At 32.7% G+C, this 16,419-nt stretch carries 12 protein-coding genes and 1 pseudogene; 8 read left to right on the forward strand and 5 right to left on the reverse strand.

The genetic code is table 11. From position 1 onward, the window contains the following. Positions 1–44 precede the first annotated feature (44 nt). The 6 genes from ABWO08_RS08155 to ABWO08_RS08180 all read left to right on the forward strand — a co-directional run bounded on the left by ABWO08_RS08155 (position 45) and on the right by ABWO08_RS08180 (position 6,516). Positions 45–2,192 carry a S46 family peptidase gene (locus ABWO08_RS08155; protein WP_353085036.1) on the forward strand — a complete coding sequence of 716 codons (2,148 nt, stop codon included), beginning with the start codon at positions 45–47 and terminating at the stop codon, positions 2,190–2,192. Positions 2,193–2,320: 128 nt separating this feature from the next. Further along, positions 2,321–3,019: a tetratricopeptide repeat protein gene (locus tag ABWO08_RS08160; protein WP_353085038.1), complete on the forward strand. Its 699-nt coding sequence runs from the start codon at positions 2,321–2,323 to the stop codon at positions 3,017–3,019. A 2-nt stretch (positions 3,020–3,021) separates the two neighbouring features. Further along, on the forward strand, positions 3,022–4,377 hold the full coding sequence (locus ABWO08_RS08165) for a UDP-N-acetylmuramate--L-alanine ligase (RefSeq protein ID WP_353085040.1): 1,356 nt from the start codon (positions 3,022–3,024) through the stop codon (positions 4,375–4,377). A gap of 55 nt (positions 4,378–4,432) precedes the next feature. Beyond that, positions 4,433–5,116, forward strand: coding sequence for a RadC family protein (gene radC, locus ABWO08_RS08170; RefSeq protein WP_353085042.1), 684 nt, complete (start codon positions 4,433–4,435; stop codon positions 5,114–5,116). Positions 5,117–5,119: 3 nt separating this feature from the next. After that, entirely contained in the window at positions 5,120–5,803 is a 684-nt protein-coding gene (locus ABWO08_RS08175) for a YjjG family noncanonical pyrimidine nucleotidase (RefSeq protein WP_353085044.1), read from the forward strand. After that, entirely contained in the window at positions 5,803–6,516 is a 714-nt protein-coding gene (locus ABWO08_RS08180; protein ID WP_353085046.1) for a hypothetical protein, read from the forward strand. Before ABWO08_RS08175 ends, ABWO08_RS08180 begins: the two co-directional genes overlap by 1 nt. Here the strand turns inward: ABWO08_RS08180 and ABWO08_RS08185 are convergent. Continuing rightward, positions 6,513–7,790: a replication-associated recombination protein A gene (locus tag ABWO08_RS08185; RefSeq protein ID WP_353085048.1), complete on the reverse strand. Its 1,278-nt coding sequence runs from the start codon at positions 7,788–7,790 to the stop codon at positions 6,513–6,515. The genes ABWO08_RS08180 and ABWO08_RS08185 overlap by 4 nt on opposite strands. A gap of 179 nt (positions 7,791–7,969) precedes the next feature. On the opposite strand from ABWO08_RS08185, the gene ABWO08_RS08190 reads away from it, so the two are divergent. Then, positions 7,970–8,743, forward strand: coding sequence for a rhomboid family intramembrane serine protease (locus tag ABWO08_RS08190; protein ID WP_353085049.1), 774 nt, complete (start codon positions 7,970–7,972; stop codon positions 8,741–8,743). On the opposite strand, the gene rlmB is transcribed toward ABWO08_RS08190, so the two are convergent. The 4 genes from rlmB to ABWO08_RS08210 all read right to left on the reverse strand — a co-directional run bounded on the left by rlmB (position 8,740) and on the right by ABWO08_RS08210 (position 15,991). Beyond that, a complete protein-coding gene (rlmB, locus tag ABWO08_RS08195; RefSeq protein WP_353085051.1) occupies positions 8,740–9,474 on the reverse strand; it encodes a 23S rRNA (guanosine(2251)-2'-O)-methyltransferase RlmB in 735 nt (244 codons plus the stop codon). The two genes, ABWO08_RS08190 and rlmB, sit on opposite strands and share 4 nt — an antisense overlap. A 73-nt stretch (positions 9,475–9,547) precedes the next feature. Beyond that, on the reverse strand, positions 9,548–11,125 hold the full coding sequence (locus ABWO08_RS08200) for a RagB/SusD family nutrient uptake outer membrane protein (protein ID WP_353085052.1): 1,578 nt from the start codon (positions 11,123–11,125) through the stop codon (positions 9,548–9,550). 6 nt (positions 11,126–11,131) lie between these two features. Next, positions 11,132–14,233, reverse strand: coding sequence for a SusC/RagA family TonB-linked outer membrane protein (locus tag ABWO08_RS08205; protein WP_353085053.1), 3,102 nt, complete (start codon positions 14,231–14,233; stop codon positions 11,132–11,134). 93 nt (positions 14,234–14,326) lie between these two features. After that, positions 14,327–15,991: a BamA/TamA family outer membrane protein gene (locus tag ABWO08_RS08210; protein WP_353085054.1), complete on the reverse strand. Its 1,665-nt coding sequence runs from the start codon at positions 15,989–15,991 to the stop codon at positions 14,327–14,329. A 289-nt stretch (positions 15,992–16,280) separates the two neighbouring features. On the opposite strand from ABWO08_RS08210, the pseudogene ABWO08_RS08215 reads away from it, so the two are divergent. Beyond that, positions 16,281–16,419: pseudogene (locus ABWO08_RS08215) on the forward strand (30S ribosomal protein S12); the annotation flags it as partial.

Raw genomic sequence — 16,419 nt, forward strand, 5'->3', positions numbered from 1 at the left:
ATAAAAAAGGTAAGTTATTTATCTAAAATTGAAATAAATTAAATATGAAAAAAATTATTTTATCCCTTATTGCTGTCATAATGCTTATTCCAATGAGCGTAAAAGCAGATGAAGGAATGTGGTTTTTAATGTTTATCGAAAGATTAAACCACCGCGACATGCAAAAAATGGGCTTGCAATTGACAGCCGAAGAAATTTACAGTATCAACCACCACAGTTTGAAAGATGCAATTGTTCAATTTAATGGAGGTTGTACTGCCGAAATCATTTCTAAAGATGGATTAGTATTAACAAATCACCACTGTGGATATGATGCTATTGCAGAATTATCTACAGCTGAAAAGAATTATTTGAAAGACGGTTATTGGGCTGAAAATAAAAAAGCTGAGATGAAACCATCTAGTTTGTATGTTCGTTTCTTTGTAAGAATGGATGATTGTACAAAAAGAATATTAGGAGTAGTAAATGCTAGCATGAATGAAGCTGATAGAGAAAAAGCTATTAATGCTGAAATTGCTAAAATTGAAAAAGAAAATAACGAAGGCGGAAAATATACCGTATCGGTTCGTCCGTTTTTTCAAGGTAATGAGTATTATTATTTTGTTTATCAAGATTATAAAGATGTTCGTTTAGTAGGAACTCCTCCTGAAAGTTTAGGAAAATTTGGTGGAGATACTGATAACTGGGAATGGCCTCGTCATACTGCTGATTTCTCTATGTTTAGAGTTTATGCTAATGCAGATGGAACTCCAGCTGAATACTCTGAAAACAATGTTCCATTAAAACCAAAACATTATTTACCTGTTAATTTAGGTGGAGTAAAAGAAAATGACTTTGCTATGATTCTTGGATATCCAGGAAGAACCAACCGTTGGATGCCGGCTGGTGGAATTGAGCAAAATGTGAAATTTGCATACCCTGCATGGGTTGAAGGTGCAAAAACAGGAATGGATCAAATGAAAAAATACATGAATCAAAGTGATGCTTTGAATCTTGTATATGCTTCTAAATATGCTTCTACTGCTAATTATTGGAAAAACCGTCAAGGTATGATTGACGCGTTAACAAAATTTGGTACAGCCAAATCTAAAGCCGTTCAAGAAGCAAAGTTTGATAAATGGGCTAACAAAGCAGAAAATAAATCTAAATATGGTAATGTAATTTCAAACATTAATAAGTTTTATGCAATTACAAATGAAAAATCGCGTCATGACAATTACTTACAACAATTATTTAGAACATCTTCCTTTGGAACAATAAGTAGAACTTTAGGAAAACAATTAGATTCTTATGCTAAAGCAGATGCTGCAAAGCGTGCAACATTAGCGCCTCAAATTTTGGAGATGGCAACCGAAATGTATAAAGAATTACATATTCCTGCAGAGAAAGATATATTATCGGCTCAATTAGGTTTGTATTCTAAAAAAGCAGGTTATTCTTTAGCTCCAGCTGTTGAAAAACTAACTACAGAAAATAATGGCGATTTCACTAAGTATGTAAATGCTGCTTTTGATTTAAGTATTTTTGCTTCTGTAGATAAGATTAAAGCGTTCTTGGATTTACCAAGTGAAGCGATGCTTGCAAGTGATCCGTTATATGCTTTATCAAGTGATATGGTTGCGCATTTTGGAAAAAGATCGGATGAATTAACTAAAGCACAAAATGACTACTCGGCTTCTTTTAGATTGTTAGTAGAAGGATTGAGAGAATCTAATATTGGAGCAATTAAATATCCAGATGCCAATTCAACTTTACGTTTAACTTACGGTAAAGTTCGTGCACTTCCAGCTGATAAAAGAAATGATGCTGTTGTAAATAATTTTACAACACTTGCAGGACAAGTGAAAAAATACAAAAAAGGAGATCAAGAATTTGATTTACCTGCTCGTGTATTAGAAATGAACAAGAATAAAGATTTTGGTCGTTATGCAGATAAAGACGGTTCGCTACACGTGAATTTCTTAACTGATAATGATATTACAGGAGGTAATTCAGGTTCTCCTGTGTTAAATGGAAAAGGAGAATTAATTGGTTTAGCATTTGATGGAAACATTGAAGCTATGGCTGGTGATGTTATTTTTGATAAAAAATTACAAAGAACTATCAATGTAGATATTCGTTATGTTTTATGGGTAATTGAAAATTTCTCAAATGCAAAACACATTGTAGACGAAATGACTTTGGTTAAGTAATATAAACCACTAATTATTTAAAACTCCGATCCTAAAAAGATCGGAGTTTTTTATTCATATAAAATCCATATTAGCATAAAAATAAATAATTAAAGTATATTTGTTATTCCAAACTCATGGAATAAATAATGAAAGCAAAGATTGTATTTCTCTTATTGATTTCTCAATTTGTTTTTTCTCAAACTAGTTTTGAGAAAGCAGAGAATCTTTATGATCAAGGTAAATATACGCTTGCAAAATCCCTATTTGAGACTATTTTAAAAGAGAACCCTAATCAATTAAAAACAATTGAATATTTGGGCGATATTTCAATTCATTTTAAAGAATGGGATAAAGCAATTGGGTATTATAAAAAACTAAAAAATTTAAAGCCAAAAGAAGCGAATTACTATTACAAATATGGAGGCGCTTTAGGTTTAAAATCAAAAGACGGAGGCAAATGGGTAGCGATTCGATTAATAGGCGAGATGAAAGATTCATTTGAAAAAACAATCGCTTTAAATCCCACTCATATTGATGCAAGATGGGCATTGATAGAATATTATCTTCAAGTTCCTGCACTTTTTGGAGGAAGTGAAAAAAAAGCACAACGCTATGCAGACGAACTAATTAAATTATCTCCAGTTGATGGTTACTTGTCTAAAGGCCGAATTGACGAATATTTTGAAAGAGATAAAAGTGCCGAATTAAACTATATAAAAGCAGTAGAATTATGCGGTTCAAAAAACACCTATGGACGAATGTTAGCACTCTACAAAGTGAAATTACATAAATCGGATAAGGCAATTAAAATAATAGAAAAGTACCAAGAAAAAAATAAATCGTAAAAATGAGAACACACTTTATAGCCATTGGTGGTGCAGCTATGCACAATTTAGCTTTAGCATTACACAGTAAAGGTTACCAAGTTACAGGTAGCGATGATGCTATTTTTGAACCTTCCAAATCGAGACTAGAAAAGAAAGGATTATTGCCAATGGAACTAGGTTGGTTCCCCGAAAAAATTACTCAAGATATTGAAGCAATAATTCTTGGAATGCATGCTAAGGCTGACAATCCTGAGTTGCTTAAAGCACAAGAATTGGGTTTGAAAATCTATTCCTATCCAGAATTTTTATACGAACAGTCAAAAAATAAAACCCGAGTTGTAATTGGTGGATCTCACGGGAAGACAACCATTACTTCTATGATTTTACACGTGATGCATTACCATAATATAGAGGTGGATTATATGGTTGGAGCACAATTGGAAGGTTTTGATACCATGGTGCATTTAACGGAAACCAATGATTTTATTGTTTTAGAAGGGGATGAGTATTTGTCTTCTCCAATGGATAGAAGACCAAAATTTCATTTATATCAACCCAATATCGCTTTGCTTTCTGGGATTGCTTGGGATCATATTAATGTTTTTCCAACATTTGAAAACTATGTAGAGCAATTTGAAATCTTTGTAAACCAAATTACCAAAGGCGGTATTTTAGTTTATAATGAAGAGGATGTAACGGTTAAAAAAGTAGCCGAAGAAACTACCAATTCCATTCGTAGAATGCCTTATGCAACTCCATCATATACTGTAGAAGATGGAACAACCATGCTGGAAACACCAGAAGGGCCAATGCCAATTGAGGTTTTTGGAGCGCATAATTTAAATAATTTAGCTGGCGCCAAATGGGTTTGCCAATGTATGGGAGTAGATGAAGCCGATTTTTATGAAGCCATCGCTAGCTTTAAAGGTGCAAGCAAACGATTAGAAAAAATCGCAGAAGGAAAAGGAAAAGTTGCCTACAAAGATTTTGCTCATTCACCAAGTAAAGTTTCTGCTACAACTCAAGCGGTAAAAAATCAATATCCAAATCGAAATTTAATTGCTTGTTTGGAATTACATACTTATAGTAGTTTGAATGCCGAATTCCTTAAAGAATATCAGGGAGCTCTTGATGCTGCAGATGTTGCTGTGGTTTTCTATTCGCCAGATGCAGTTAAGATTAAGCAACTAGAAGAAGTGACTTACGATCAAATTGCACAATCGTTTCAGCGCGATGATTTGATTATTTACACCAATCCTTCCGATTTTAAGAATTTCTTATTCAGTCAAAATTTTGAAAATTCCGCTTTGTTACTGATGAGTTCAGGAAATTATGGAGGATTGAACTTTGATGAGGTTAAGGATTTGATGAAATAGTTTTTTAATGCCGATTTAAAATCGTATTTTAGGTATAATTCAAATATGCCAAAATATGTATACTCCAATAAATCAGTGGGCAGAAGACGATCGACCTAGAGAGAAGTTTTTACATAAAGGAAAAGCAGCTTTATCCGATTCGGAGTTACTTGCTATTTTAATAGGTTCAGGCTCTAGAAACGAAAGTGCTGTGCAATTGTGTCAGCGCATTTTAGCCTCTGCAAATAATAATTTGAACCAATTGGGCAAGCTTTCCATTCAGCAGTTAATGGACTTTAAAGGAATTGGCGAAGCCAAAGCCATTTCGATCGCAGCAGCATTAGAATTAGGGCGTCGCAGACGCTCGGAAGATGCAGCGGAGTTGCAAAAAATTACATCCAGTAAAGCGGTATTTAACATCATGCAGCCCCTAATAGGGGAGTTGTTACATGAGGAATTTTGGGTGTTATTTTTGAATTATTCCAATAAAGTAATTCATAAAGCCCAACTTTCAAAAGGCGGAATGACAGGCACCGTTGTTGATACTAGAATAATTTTTAAAACGGCCTTAGAATACAATGCAATTTCACTAATTTTGACCCACAATCATCCTTCAGGAAAATTGCTTGCAAGTGAATCGGATAAAGATATTACCCGAAAGCTACAATTAGCTGGAAAGCATATGGAAATTATGGTATTGGATCATGTAATCATAACCGAATCCAGTTTTTATAGCTTTGCAGATGAAGGAATTTTATAGCCAATGGAACACATTACCGATATTTTTTTTGATTTAGATCATACCCTTTGGGATTTTGAAAAAAACTCTGCGTTGGCATTTGAAAAAGTGCTTGCGATGAATCAAATTCAAGTTGATTTGGATGTTTTTTTAAAGCATTATGTTCCTTTAAATTTGAAATATTGGGAATTATACCGACATGAAAAAGTTTCTCAAGCTGAGTTGCGTTATGGCAGGTTGAAGGATACTTTTGATCTAATAAATTATGAAATTTCCGATGAGTTAATCGATTTGATTTCTGTTGAATATATTAAATATTTGCCTGAATCCAATCATCTTTTTGATGGCGCAATTGCCATTTTAGATTATTTGGAGCCGAAATATAATTTGCATATTATTACCAACGGATTTCATGAAGTTCAAGCCGGAAAGATGAAAAATTCAGGTATCGAAAAGTATTTTAAGACCATCACCAACTCTGAAATGGCAGGGGTTAAGAAACCCAATCCAAGAATATTTGAATTTGCCTTGCATACGGCTAATGCCGACAAGCAAAAGAGCATTATGATTGGAGATTGCATAGATGCTGATGTGAATGGCGCATTAAATTTTGGAATGGATGCGATCTATTTTAACGAGAATAATAAAGAAGTTCCAAGTGGAATTAAGCAAGTCACTCATTTAATTGAAATTAAAAATTATTTATAATGAAAAAGTATTTAGTATTGTTTTTATTGAGTTCGTTTGTTGGAATTGCTCAAAATCTCAACGAATATAAATATGCCATTTTGCCTTCAAAATTTGCTTTTTCAAAGGAGGAAAACGCACATAATTTAAATACATTATCTAAAATGTATCTTCAAAAATATGGTTTCGAAACTTATTTTCACAATGAAGCTGCTCCTGATGAATTTATACTTTCTTATTGTAATAAAATATTTGTAGATGTAACAGAAAACAGTACTATCTTTATTACCAAGTTGAAAATAACTATAAAAGATTGCAAAGGGAATATTCTTGCAACTTCAGAACAAGGTACAAGTAAAGAAAAAGAGTATAGAGTTGCCTACAATGAAGCACTCAGAATGGCATTTGATAATTTTTCAATATTGAAAACACATCAGTTTCAGAATTCTCAAAAAAGCCTTGGTATGATTGGTGAGCCTTTACAAAAAGAAATTGCTCAAGGTCAAATAGCTGAGAAAAAGTATAATGTAATTGCTACAGAAACCGGATATAATCTTATTACTGTAGCAAGTGATTATAAGTTATTTCAATTATTTAAAACAACTTCAAAAGATATTTATTTAGCTAAAAGAGATTCTATTTCAGGTGTGCTATTAAAAAAAGATAGCAATTGGTTTTTTGAATATTATGAAGGGAATGTTTTAAAATCAGAATTGATTAATATTACATTTTAATATCCGTACTTATCTTTCCAACGGTTTTTTAAAAATTCACGGGTTCCATTTTCACGGGAATTAGTTCCAGGATCATATAACTTCGTTTCTTTAATGGCGTCTGGTAAATATTCTTGTTCGCTAAAGTTATTGGCATAATTATGCGAATATTGGTACTCTTCTCCATAACCCAACTCTTTCATTAACTTGGTTGGTGCATTTCGTAAATGTATTGGAATTGGCAAATCGCCAGTTTGTTTTACAAGCGCTTGTGCCTCATTGATCGCCATATAACTTGCATTACTTTTTGGAGAAGTTGCTAAATATACGGCACATTGACTCAAAATAATTCGGCTTTCTGGATAACCAATTGTTGAAACCGCCTGAAACGTATTATTTGCCATTATGAAAGCGGTTGGATTTGCATTTCCAATATCTTCACTAGATAAAATCAGCATGCGTCGGGCAATGAATTTTACATCTTCACCGCCTTCAATCATTCGGGCAAGCCAATAAACTGCTCCGTTAGGATCGCTTCCGCGGATGGATTTGATGAATGCCGAAACAATATCATAATGTTGTTCGCCTGTTTTGTCATACAAAACAGTATTTTGTTGTACCAATTCAAGAACTTTGTCATTTGTTATCACAATTTGACCTTCAGGGCTTGCGTTTACAACGAGTTCAAAAATATTTAATAGCTTGCGTCCATCACCTCCAGAAAGTCTCAATAGTGCTTCGGATTCTTTGATTTTAATTTTCTTTGCAGAAATAATTGCATCCTTTTTTATCGCTCGGTCTAAAAGTGACACTAAATCTTCTTTAGAAAACGGATTCAACACATAAACCTGACAACGAGAAAGTAGAGCCGGAATTACCTCAAAACTTGGATTTTCGGTTGTGGCTCCAATTAAAGTTACCCAGCCTTTTTCTACGGCTGCTAATAATGAATCTTGTTGTGATTTGCTAAATCGATGGATCTCATCAATGAATAAAATTGGATTTTTAGCTGTGAACAATCCGCCACTTTGTTTGGCTTTTTCAATTACATCGCGAATGTCTTTCACGCCCGAATTGATAGCACTCAATTCATAAAAAGGACGGTTGCTTTGATTGGCGATTATTTGCGCCAAAGTAGTTTTTCCGGTGCCTGGCGAACCCCAAAAAATCATAGACGGAATAACCCCTCGCGCAATTTGTTGCGTAAGCGATCCATTAGGTCCAACTAAATGTAATTGGCTAATGTAATCTTCTAGTTTCTGCGGACGAATGCGTTCGGCTAATGGTGCTTCCATGGGGTAAAATTACATATTTATTCTCTTTTTTTGTCATTTCTACGAAAGAGAAATCGTATAATCTTGATAACTTAATGAGATTCCTCATACTTCGGAATGACAAGAATGCGCTGACAAAATAGCATTAAAATTATTTTGGTTGTATTTTTGATAAACAAATTTAAGAGCAACAATTTCTTATGAGACACGCTAACGAACTAAATCATTTTAAATTTTCCCCAGCAACTTGGATAATTCCTTCGTTTTTGTTGGTTGTGATTTGGTTTGTTTTTTATTTAGATTCCAATTTTCATTTACATTTAAATCAACATGGCATTTTACCACGCACCTTTTCTGGTTTGCAGGGGGTAATTTTTAGTCCGTTTTTACATGGCGATTTGAATCATATTTTAAATAATTCGTTGCCACTTTTTATTTTAACTACCGCACTAATCTATTTTTATAGAGAAGTTTCATTAAAGGTTTTAGTTTATGGAATTTTACTTTCCGGATTAATAACCTGGATTATTGGTCGCGAATCATTCCATATTGGCGCAAGCGGATTGATTTATGTTTTGGTTTCCTTTATTTTCTTTAAAGGATTGCGAACACAATATTATAGATTGATGGCATTGTCAATGGCAGTTGTAGTTTTGTATGGCGGTATGGTATGGTATGTTTTTCCTGAAATAGATAAAACGATATCTTGGGAAGGACATTTGGCAGGATTAATTACAGGGTTTGTTTTTTCGGTTAAGTTTAAAACTCCCGATTATGTGAAAGACATTCAGTACGATTGGGAAAAACCCGATTTTGATCCAAGCACCGATCCGTTTATGAAACGATTTGATGAAAACGGAAATTTTGTAAATCCGCCACCACCGCCAGAAGAATTAGAGGAGCAAATTACTGAGCCTATACAGTATGTGTATATTTATAAGGAAGAAAATTCAGAAAAAGAAGATGTAAATTAACCTCTTTGTCTCACCGTTTCATATAAAAAAGCACCACAAGCCACAGAAACATTTAAAGAGCCAATAGTTCCAAACATCGGTAACTTAGCTTTTGCGTCAACAATTTTCAATACCGATGGATTGATTCCGCGGTCTTCACTTCCCATGATGATAGCAACAGGTTCGTTTAAAGTAATGTCATAAATACTATCCTCAGTTTTTTCGGTAGCAGCCACCGTTTTAATTCCGCTTCCTTTAAGGTAAAAAATCGCATCTTTAATATGATCTACTTTGCAAATAGGCACATTGAATACCGCTCCGGCAGAAGTTTTTACGGTGTCTCCATTTACAGGTGCAGAACCAGTCTTTTGAACGATTATTCCGTCAACTCCTGTACATTCGGCAGTTCTAATAATTGCGCCAAAATTTCGAGCATCACTCAATTGGTCTAATATTAAGAACAAAGGCATTTTTCCGCTTTCTACCACACTGTCAACTAGAGTTTCTAGTTTTATAAACGAAATAGGAGCAATGGTAGCTACAGCACCTTGGTGGTTATTTGGTGTTAATCGATTAAGTTTTTCGACAGGAACATAAGAAAAATTCACACTGTGTTTTTTCATAGTTTTCATCAACTCTTGCATCAATTCGCTTTGAGCATCACTTTGAATAAACACTTTGTCTACTTCTTTTCCAGCATTAATAGCTTCAATAATAGCTCTAATTCCGAAGATTTGATTTTCTTTTTCCATGGGGCAAAGGTATAAAAAAAACCACCACTAATAAAGTGATGGTTTTTATAAATATAACTAACTTTTATATTTACTACCAACTTGGATTTTGTTGTGCTGCAAGAGTTGGATTACTAGCAGTTTCTAACTGAGGTATTGGCCATAAAAATTTGAAGTCAGTAGATGGAATATTTGCTAAACCATAAGGACCTGTATATGGTGTACCCAAGGTAAATGTTGAAGCAGCTGGATTTCCACTAGCTAATTTAGCTGGAATACCATCTATAGGAAATAAATTATCACCCTGAAGTCTATGAATATCACCCCAACGACGACCTTCCATTAAAAACTCAATTCTTCTTTCTTTTAATATAGCACCTACCATATCTGATTGATTTGATAAAGTTGTAGAAGTATAAGCTTGTGTTGTAGGATTAGCTAATGCTCTATTTCTAACACTATTTAATAAAGTTAATGAAGATGTTAAATCTGGTGAAGATTTTCTCGCATGTGCTTCTGCCATATTCAAAACAACTTCTGCATATCGAATAATAGGTGCAGCATCTGTATAATTTACATCATCAGTGTATTTGTTTGTATATTTTCTTCCAGCATTTGTAAATACCATTCCAGTTCCTGGACTTGATGAAGTAGAATTATCTTCTCTTCTTTTATCGTCGGTTAACCAACTAGGATCTCTCCAAATTATTGGACTAATACAAACCAATAATCTTCTTCTATATTGAGAAGCTAAAGCTGCGTTAACTCCTGGGTTAAGTGTTGCAGCGTGTTGTATTGAAAATATTGTTTCTGTGTTTGAAAGATTATTTGCTAATATAAATGGATCTTTAGGATTTGTTGTTAATGCAAGTCCACTACTAGTTAATTTATTTCCTTCTAAAATAACATTATTCCAATCTCTTTTGTGCAGATAAACTCTAGTTTTAAATGCTATTGCTGCATTTTTGGTAGCTTTTGATTTAGTAATATTTGTAATTTTGATTTCAGCATCATTCAAATCATTAATAATCTTTGTGTAACATTCTTCTACTGTATTTCTTCCTTTTACAATTTCAGAATCAATTTCAGCTTGTGTATCAATGCCAACTTCTCTATATGGAATTCCAGCATGTGATGCATTGGCAGTAAATTGATAAGGTCTTGCAAAATGCATTAATAACTCGAAATGAGTAATTGCTCTCAAAAATTTAGCTTGACCTATGTAGTCATCACCTATTGCACTTGAAATTACACCTTTGCTAACTGCATTTGTTATACCCTCAATAGCTAGGTTACATCTATTAATTAATCGATACCCATCTACCCAATAATACACATTATTAGCTGTTCCTGTATCGTAAGTTGTGGTGTAAGTAAGTTGATAAAAAGCCTGTGTATTTACTACATCTTCACCCCTACAATCATTTTGTTGAATAAACGCTGCTCCCCAAATGTATCCTCTACCGCCGTTAGGGCTAGTAGAGTTATATTGACCTATAGCTGCGGCATTATACATACCATTAATTGTGCTAGCAATTAAAGTTGGAGTAGAAAAGGAGTCGTCAACTGAGATTTGATTTATTGGTTTTAAATCAAGTAAATTATCTTCATTACAAGAATTTAATCCTAAAGCAATTGAGCTTAATAAGATTATTTTTATATATTTTTTCATATTGTTTTATAGTTTTACATTAATACCCATTGAAAATATTGTACCTCTAGGAGTTCCATTTATATCAACTCCTGCTGTTTCCATTTCAGGATCTAATCCAGTATAATCTGTGATCATAAATAAGTTTTGTCCTTGAATAAAAAGACGAATATTTTCCACTTTAATTTTTTCCATTAATTTTTTTGGAAAATTATACCCTAAAGTTATGTTGTCAAAGCTAATAAAGTCACCATCTTCTACAAATCTTGTTGTAGCGTTACTTGATTGATTTAAAAAGGTATTAGAGTTAGCATATAAAATAGGTGTCCATCCATCTCCAGGATTTGAAGCACTTTGCCATCTTCCTAATATTTCTGCTCCATTGTTGTTTAAGTTTTGATTCATTAATTCACGTCGAGTAGAGTTAAAAATCTTGTTACCACCACTAAAACGAATTAAGAAACTTAAGTCAAGATTCTTATATGACATTCTTGAGCTGAAACCACCAAAATATTTCGGTATTGTATTTCCTAATATTTTTTTGTCAGCTTGAGTTAATGTTGCTCCAGTTGATGTATTTGAAGGGTTGTTTGGATCAAAAACTGAATAAGATTGACTTGCAGGATTTCCTTGTACTAATGAACCATCAGCTTTATAATATACTGGGAATCCATTTGCTGGATTTACACCCCAATATTGAAAACCATATAAAGAGTTCAATGATTCACCTTGTCTTATAATTATATTTGGAGCAATATTAACATCACTTGAAGAACCTCCAATTAAATCTACTCCATTAGGAGTACTAGTCACTTTGTTTGATTGAAGCGTTAAGTTAGCATTCACATCCCATTTAAAATTTTGATTGTTAATTAAATTTACATCTAAACCAAATTCATAACCATCATTTAGCATTGATCCTATATTTTTGCTAATAGAATTATTAGGTACACCTAAAGAAGGCGGAACAGGTGAATTTAAAATTAATCCATCAGTTTCATTTTTGAAATAATCAAAAGTTAGTTTTACTCTATTGTTGTAAAAAGCTAAATCAATTCCAAAGTTTGTCTTTAAACTAGTTTCCCATTGTAATTGATCGTTTCCGAATTGAGTGAAAGCAATTCCATTTAACGCCCCATATTGCGAAGCAGAAGTAAGACCTAGGTATGGATAAGTTCCAATCTCTGTATTTCCAATTTCTGCATAAGAAGCTCTTAATTTAAAATCTGAAATATATTTATTTAGATTAGACATAAAACTCTCTTTTGCAATATTCCAACCAGCAGAATATCCTGTAAATGAAGTCCATCTGGTTTCTGGAGCAAGTTTTGAAATACCATCTCTTCTAAATGAACCTTGTATAAAGTACTTTTGTTTATAATTGTAGCTAAGTCTTCCTAAATATGACATAATTCCAATTTCGGTAATTCCTCCTCCAGATTCTTGAGTTCCATAAGAACCTGTAACTAAGTTTTGGTTGTAAAATTCATCTAATAAATTAGTTCCTACACCAAAAAAACTTTGATTTCTTTCTTTTTGATATTCAACAACTGCTGTTGCAGAAATGTTGTGGTTATCATAAAAAGTTGTATTGTAATTTAATATGTTTTGAGTATTCCATCTCATTAAATCAGTATTACTATTTTGTAATCTACCATTAGATCCGCGTCCATCACCATGAATAGGGTTCCAATATAAAAATCCACCAGTAATAGCATTATCAGCACTTGCTTGAAATCTGTAATTAAGACCTTTTACAATATCAGCAGAAGCAAAAGCACTAATTATAGTTCTGTTAATTTTTGATTTAAATTTATTGAAATTTAATACATAAGCAATATTTGAAATGTTGTCACCTACAGGTTGCAAGTTTGTACCTTGCCCTACATTTCCAGTTGATAAGTTTATGTTATATCCAGTTGGGTTTGAACTATCATAAATAGAGGTATTAGGTAATTGTCTAATGGCATTAAACATATTACCTGACAATGAATTTCTACCGGTATTAAGTCCATCATATTCTGTTCTTGTTAATCCAATATTTGCTCCAATTGTAAGCCAATTAGCAACTTGATGATCAAGACTACTTCTAAATGAGTAACGATTCATTTCATTTGATACCGCAACTCCTTCTTGAGTAGAATAACCCATTGACATATAGTATTTTGTTTTGTCATTTCCACCATTAAAAGATAAATTATGATCCATTTGATATGCACTTCTATTTAATACTGCGCTTTGCCAATCCGTATCATAATCACTTCCAGCAGCCCATGGAGCTTGTGCAGCATTAGTTCTTTTTTCATTTGAAATAGTTAAAAAATCTGCAGTTTTTAATAAATCAAATGTTTTAAAAGGTGAAGCAAAACCAGAAGTAATATTGTAGTCTACCCTCATTGTACCTTTTTTCCCTTTTTTAGTTGTTATAAGGATTACTCCATTTGCAGCTCTTGAGCCATAAATAGCAGCGGCAGCTCCATCTTTTAATATTTCAAAAGATTCAATATCATTTGGATTAATATCTCCTAAAGCGTTTGCATCAGCATATCCTCCTAGATCTCCTGAATACATAGGGATGCCATCTACTACATACAAGGGCTGTGTTCCAGAATTGATAGAAGCAACACCTCTAATTCTTACTCTTGGAGCAGCACCAACTATTCCAGTTGATGTTGTTACTTGTACACCCGAAGCACGACCAGCTAACTGACTTTCAAAACTTGGAGTTATCAAGCCTTGAATATCTGATCCTTTAATCTTTGATACAGAACTGGTAACTTCTTTTTTCTTTTGGGTTCCATATCCCACAACAACTACTTCGTCCATTACCTCATAATTGCTCTGCATTAAAATGTTGTAGGAATTACTTTTACCTACAGTAATAGTTGAATTTTTATTTCCAACAAATGAAAATTCTAATACACTTCCTTCATTAGCCTTGATGGAATATTTTCCATCTAAATCAGTTTGAGCACTAGTTTTGGTTTGTTTAACGATAATGTTAACCCCAGGCAAAGTTTTTCCGTTAGCGTCTTTTACAACCCCGGAAACAACTTTTTCTTGCGCTAAAGCATTTTGAATAATTAACGATAGAAATAGCGTTAATAATAAATTTAACTTTGATTTCATAATATAAGTATTTAGTTAGTTTAACAAAATTCTTAAATTAATCTTAATTATCCTAATATTATCTTAATTTTTTTCAATTTATTTTAATTCAATTTAAAATGTAGCCTTCAAACTAATATGAACAACAGAATTAGATATTTGTATCGCTTGATCTTTTGTACTTCCGTTGGCGTATACAAAATTAAATAATCCGTTTTTGGTTAGTAATCCAAAACCAAATCCCAAGCCAAGTAGATTGCCGTTTAAGTTGGTTGTTTTGTCTTGAAAATGAGCATAATCGATTATTGAGTGAAGGTAGATGCTTGGCGAGAGCACCAAACGGTATTCGGTAAGTAGGGATGAAAACAGATTTCCTTGTAAACTATTCTCATTAAAACCTCTAATAGAGTTGATCCCTCCAAATCTATAAAGTTCATTTATTATATATTCATCACTTTGAAGATAGTAATTGAAGCTTTTTATATTTATAATATTTTTCTGATTAAAATAAAAATTATGGCTAACATTCAAGCTTCCAAAAAACTGATTGTTACTTTGAAATTTTGAATTACGACTTCCGGCTCCAATTTTAACGTTAATGTTACTTTTTTCGGGAAATAAATAATCGTCTTCTTTATAAGCTATAAATTCAAAGTTGCTTGTGTAGAATTTATTTGTAAAATCACTTAATAATAAAGTGTTGCTATTTTTTATATCACTAGACTCTGCCGATTGATAGCCAAGATACAAACGGGTATTGTAGTTAAAATAATACCCAAAATCAATTGCTGTTTGTGTATTTTGAAACGTACTATCTTGTTTAAAAATATGCAACTGCACTTTCATCCCAATCGGACTTTTAAAAACATACGGAATTTCAGCGCCTACACGAAATGTCTTTTGGTCTTGACCGTTGCTTTTCCAATAAAGTTCTAATTTTTCCCCGCTATTCATGGCGTTGTTTAAAGTCAAATCTAAGTATCCGTTAAAAATCAACTTTTTATTTTCGTCATTTGTAAAACCAATAAAGCCGTCAAATGAATTCGACTTTGCTTTTTCTACATACACAAACACTTTGGTTGAGTCTTTGGTGAATAAAATCTCTGGATATTTAGTTTGTTTAACAAACTGAAACTGCGAAATGTCTTTATATAACTTGTCTAAATTTGTTTGATTAAAAATCCGTTTCTTGTAAAGTCGCTTCAAGTTGTTTTTATGACCTTCCGGAAATTTGTCATAACCATTAATTACAATATCGTTCAGCTGTCTTTTCTTGTCCGACGTTACGCTTAAATCGGCAGTCACGAATTTGCTGTATTTTTTCAGATTCTTCAATTGTACTTTTGCCATTGAGAATCCCTCTGTTTCCAACTTTTTTATTGCATAATTTAAAAAGGCTTCACTTTCGCCAAATGGCAACTTTAAAGTATCATTTTTTACGGTGTATAAATTCCAATTTCCAGCCGCAAAATTTTTACCTATATATATATGTATGAAATTTGTTTTTGCACCTATATTATAGAGGTATGAAAAAGTGCTGTCGTTTACCTTTTTATTTTCTATTAATTGGTGTTCTAAAAATCCTACTTGGGAAAGCTTTTTTGAAAACAAATTGGTTTCATCCAAAACACCCTTGGCATCATTAAATGATTTGATGTATCCAATACTGTCTATAGTTTTTGTTTGCAATTCATTATTGCCTATAATTTTCAAATACAATTGCTGCCCAAAGCTATTTTGAGAAATCAAAAAAAGTAAAATGAAACTAATTCTATTCAATTGTATTGTTTTTTGAGCGAAGCATTTGGATTTATCGGTGAAGGTAATTCCCGCTTTACGCTAGTGCAAGGCAACCGCTTCAATCGGGGCTAGAGAGCCAACATTTTTGAATTTTTGTTACCGATGTAAAAATAACGCAAAAATTCAGAGTTTAATATAAATTTTCTTTAGTTGAGAAATCTTATTGAAAATTAATTAATTATGATTTTTTTATTTAAAAAAAAGTACTACATTTGCAACCCCGTAAAAAGCGGGAATTTTATAAACAAGTAATTTTTAGTATTTAATTATGCCAACTATTCAACAATTAGTAAGAACAGGAAGAACTCAAATCACTAAGAAGAGTAAATCGGTTGCTTTAGATTCTTGTCCTAAAAGAAGAGGTGTATGTACGCGTGTTTACACAACTACTCCAAAAAAACCAAACT

Source organism: Flavobacterium sp. (assembly GCF_040383245.1).
Classification (GTDB): domain Bacteria; phylum Bacteroidota; class Bacteroidia; order Flavobacteriales; family Flavobacteriaceae; genus Flavobacterium.

Excerpts from the sequence above, each read along its gene's own strand:
- radC (WP_353085042.1), top strand. The coding sequence starts at position 4,433 with ATGTATACTCCAATAAATCAGTGGGCAGAAGACGATCGACCTAGAGAG.
- rlmB (WP_353085051.1), bottom strand. The coding sequence starts at position 9,474 with ATGGAAAAAGAAAATCAAATCTTCGGAATTAGAGCTATTATTGAAGCT.
- ABWO08_RS08175 (WP_353085044.1), top strand. The coding sequence starts at position 5,120 with ATGGAACACATTACCGATATTTTTTTTGATTTAGATCATACCCTTTGG.
- ABWO08_RS08180 (WP_353085046.1), top strand. The coding sequence starts at position 5,803 with ATGAAAAAGTATTTAGTATTGTTTTTATTGAGTTCGTTTGTTGGAATT.
- ABWO08_RS08185 (WP_353085048.1), bottom strand. The coding sequence starts at position 7,790 with ATGGAAGCACCATTAGCCGAACGCATTCGTCCGCAGAAACTAGAAGAT.
- ABWO08_RS08190 (WP_353085049.1), top strand. The coding sequence starts at position 7,970 with ATGAGACACGCTAACGAACTAAATCATTTTAAATTTTCCCCAGCAACT.
- ABWO08_RS08205 (WP_353085053.1), bottom strand. The coding sequence starts at position 14,233 with ATGAAATCAAAGTTAAATTTATTATTAACGCTATTTCTATCGTTAATT.
- ABWO08_RS08165 (WP_353085040.1), top strand. The coding sequence starts at position 3,022 with ATGAGAACACACTTTATAGCCATTGGTGGTGCAGCTATGCACAATTTA.
- ABWO08_RS08160 (WP_353085038.1), top strand. The coding sequence starts at position 2,321 with ATGAAAGCAAAGATTGTATTTCTCTTATTGATTTCTCAATTTGTTTTT.
- ABWO08_RS08155 (WP_353085036.1), top strand. The coding sequence starts at position 45 with ATGAAAAAAATTATTTTATCCCTTATTGCTGTCATAATGCTTATTCCA.
- ABWO08_RS08200 (WP_353085052.1), bottom strand. The coding sequence starts at position 11,125 with ATGAAAAAATATATAAAAATAATCTTATTAAGCTCAATTGCTTTAGGA.